The organism is Streptomyces sp. URMC 127, assembly GCF_051386535.1.
In the GTDB taxonomy this organism is placed as follows: Bacteria; Actinomycetota; Actinomycetes; order Streptomycetales; family Streptomycetaceae; genus Streptomyces.
In genome coordinates this window covers 1-2,771 of the sequence record NZ_JBPQTW010000389.1, presented here as the reverse complement: position 1 = coordinate 2,771, position 2,771 = coordinate 1, and the positions used below count along the sequence as shown (strand labels likewise).

Annotated in this window: 2 protein-coding genes and 1 pseudogene; 1 reads left to right on the top strand and 2 read right to left on the bottom strand. The window is 71.7% G+C overall.

Annotation, left to right across the window (positions count from 1 at the left end; all coding sequences use genetic code 11):
* Window positions 1-464: pseudogene (locus ACSNOH_RS34310) on the bottom strand (hypothetical protein); the annotation flags it as partial.
* A gap of 10 nt (window positions 465-474) precedes the next feature.
* On the bottom strand, window positions 475-750 hold the full coding sequence (locus ACSNOH_RS34305) for a MoaD/ThiS family protein (protein WP_436725363.1): 276 nt from the start codon (window positions 748-750) through the stop codon (window positions 475-477).
* Window positions 751-913: 163 nt separating this feature from the next.
* On the opposite strand from ACSNOH_RS34305, the gene ACSNOH_RS34300 reads away from it, so the two are divergent.
* Window positions 914-2,647 carry an ABC transporter ATP-binding protein gene (locus tag ACSNOH_RS34300; protein ID WP_436725362.1) on the top strand — a complete coding sequence of 578 codons (1,734 nt, stop codon included), beginning with the start codon at window positions 914-916 and terminating at the stop codon, window positions 2,645-2,647.
* Window positions 2,648-2,771: the final 124 nt, after the last annotated feature.

Here is a 2,771-nt window from a genome sequence, read left to right as displayed (position 1 = left end):
CCGGTGCACGAGCCCGCGCGCCCGGCCGGGCGCTCCTCGGGCAGCGGGGTGCCGGCGGACCAGGACGTGCCGTAGGAGTGGTCCTCCGCCGGCGGGGCCGGCTGCTGCCACGTGCCCGTGTCCCAGGTGGGCGTCTGCCAGGTCTGGGTGACCGGCTCGTCGTGGGCGTGGAAGCCCTGGCCGCCGTTGGTCGGCCACTGGAACTGCTGCGGCTGAGCCTGCTGCTGCGGCTGGGACTGCTGGTGCTGCTGGTGATGTTGCTGCTGTGCCTGAGGCTGCTGCTGGGCGTAGGGGTCATAGGCGTTGTACCCGTCGCCGTACGAGCCGTACGCCCCGTCCTGTTGCTGCTGCCCGTACGCCTGCCCGTAGGACTGGGCGTCATGGCGCTGCGTCCGGGCGTCGTACGCGTCGTACGAGTCGTACGGTTCCCGCGGGTCGTACGTATGGTGCGGCTGATTGCTCATGCTGCCGGGGTCACCCTCCTGCGAAGGGCGGGAGCACCTCTACGGTGCCGCCCTCGGCCAGTTGGACCGTTGCGTGGTCGCGGGTGCCGACCGGGGCGCCGTCCACGAGGAACGAGCAGCGCGTCAGCACCCGGGCGAAGTCGGGGCGCTCCGCATGCCGCCGGCGGGCCGCCTCCAGCGCCTCCGCGAGCGTTCGCGCAGCGTAGGGCTCCTCGGCCGTGCCTGCGGCGGCCTTCGCCGCGGCCCAGTACCGGATGGTCCCCGCCGGTCCCGGTTGCCCCGGCAGGGCCGGTTTGACCGGGCTGACCGGGTGTGCCGGTTGTGTCGTCGCCACGGCGACCCCTTTCCTTCTTCTGCCGCCTCCCATGATGACGGGTGCCGCACGGGCGGAGCGCCGCCCGGGCAAATAGGGAGGCCGCACGGCGAGGCGCTCGCTTAGGCTGCCCGATGTGCTGGTCCGACTATCACGGGCATATCTGAGGCCCTACTCCACTTCGATCGCGCTGATCGTGCTCCTGCAGCTCGTCCAGACGCTTGCCACGCTCTACCTTCCCTCACTCAACGCCGACATCGTCGACAACGGTGTCGTGAAGGGTGACACCGGCTACATCCTGTCCCTCGGCGGCGGGATGCTGGCGGTCACCCTGGCCCAGATCGTCTGCGCGATCGGTGCGACGTACTTCGGTGCCCGGACCGCGATGGCGGTCGGCCGCGACCTGCGCGCGGCCGTCTTCGACCGCGTGCAGTCCTTCTCCGCGCGCGAGATGGGGCACTTCGGCGCCCCCTCGCTGATCACCCGCACCACCAACGACGTCCAGCAGATCCAGCTGCTCGTCCTGATGGCCTTCACGCTGATGGTGTCCGCGCCGATCATGTGCGTCGGCGGCATCCTGATGGCGCTCGACCAGGACGTGCCGCTGTCCGCCCTGCTGCTCGTCATCGTGCCCGTCCTCGGCGTGATCGTCTCGCTGATCATCTGGCGGATGCGACCGGTTTTCCGCGGCGTGCAGGACCGGATCGACACGGTCAACCGGGTGCTGCGCGAGCAGATCACCGGCATCCGCGTCATCCGCGCCTTCGTCCGCGACACCCACGAGCGGGAACGTTTCGACGGCGCCAACACCGAGCTGATGGACGTCTCGCTCAAGGCCGGCCGGCTGATGTCGCTGATGTTCCCGTCCGTGATGCTGGTGGTGAACGTCTCCTCCGTCGCCGTCCTGTGGTTCGGCGGTCACCGCATCGAGAGCGGCGACATGGAGATCGGCGCGCTGACGGCGTTCCTCAGCTACCTGATGCAGATCCTGATGGCCGTCATGATGGCCACCTTCATGTTCATGATGGTGCCGCGCGCCGAGGTCTGCGCCGAGCGCGTCCAGGAGGTCCTGGCCACCGACTCCAGCGTGGTCCCGCCGGCGAACCCGGTCACCGAGCTGCGCGGCGGCGGGCACCTGGAGCTCAGCGGCGTCGAGTTCCGCTACCCGGGCGCGGAGGAGCCCGTCCTCAAGGACGTCTCGCTCGTGGCCCGGCCCGGCGAGATCACGGCCGTCATCGGCTCCACCGGCAGCGGCAAGTCCACGCTGCTCGGGCTGATCCCCCGGCTGTTCGACGCGACCGCCGGCACCGTCACCGTCGGCGGCGTCGACGTCCGCGAGCTCGACCCCGCCCGCTCCGCCGAGGCCGTCGGCCTCGTCCCGCAGAAGCCCTACCTCTTCTCCGGGACCATCGCCTCCAACCTCCGCTACGGGCGCCCCGACGCGACCGACGAGGAGCTGTGGGCGGCGCTGGAGACGGCGCAGGCCCGCGACTTCGTCGCGAGCATGGAGGGCGGCCTGGAGGCGCCGATAGCCCAGGGCGGCACCAACGTCTCCGGCGGGCAGCGGCAGCGGCTCGCCATCGCCCGCGCCCTGGTCCGCAAGCCGGACATCTATCTCTTCGACGACTCCTTCTCCGCCCTCGACTACGCCACCGACGCCCGGCTGCGGGCCGCGCTGGCCCGCGAGACCGGGAACGCCACGGTCGTCATCGTCGCCCAGCGCGTCTCCACGATCCGCGACGCCGACCGCATCGTCGTCCTGGACGAGGGGCGCGTCGTCGGCACCGGCACCCACGCCGAGCTGATGGCCGGCAACGAGACCTACCGGGAGATCGTGCTCTCCCAGCTCACCGAGGAGGAGGCGGCGTGACGACCCCGGAGAAACCGGCTTCCCCGGGCGGCTCCCCGGCCGGCGACAAGGCCGCCGGTGGCGACAAGGCCGCGGGGGGCGGCGCCGCGGCAGGCAAGCCCGGCGCCCCGGCCCCCGGCGGCCC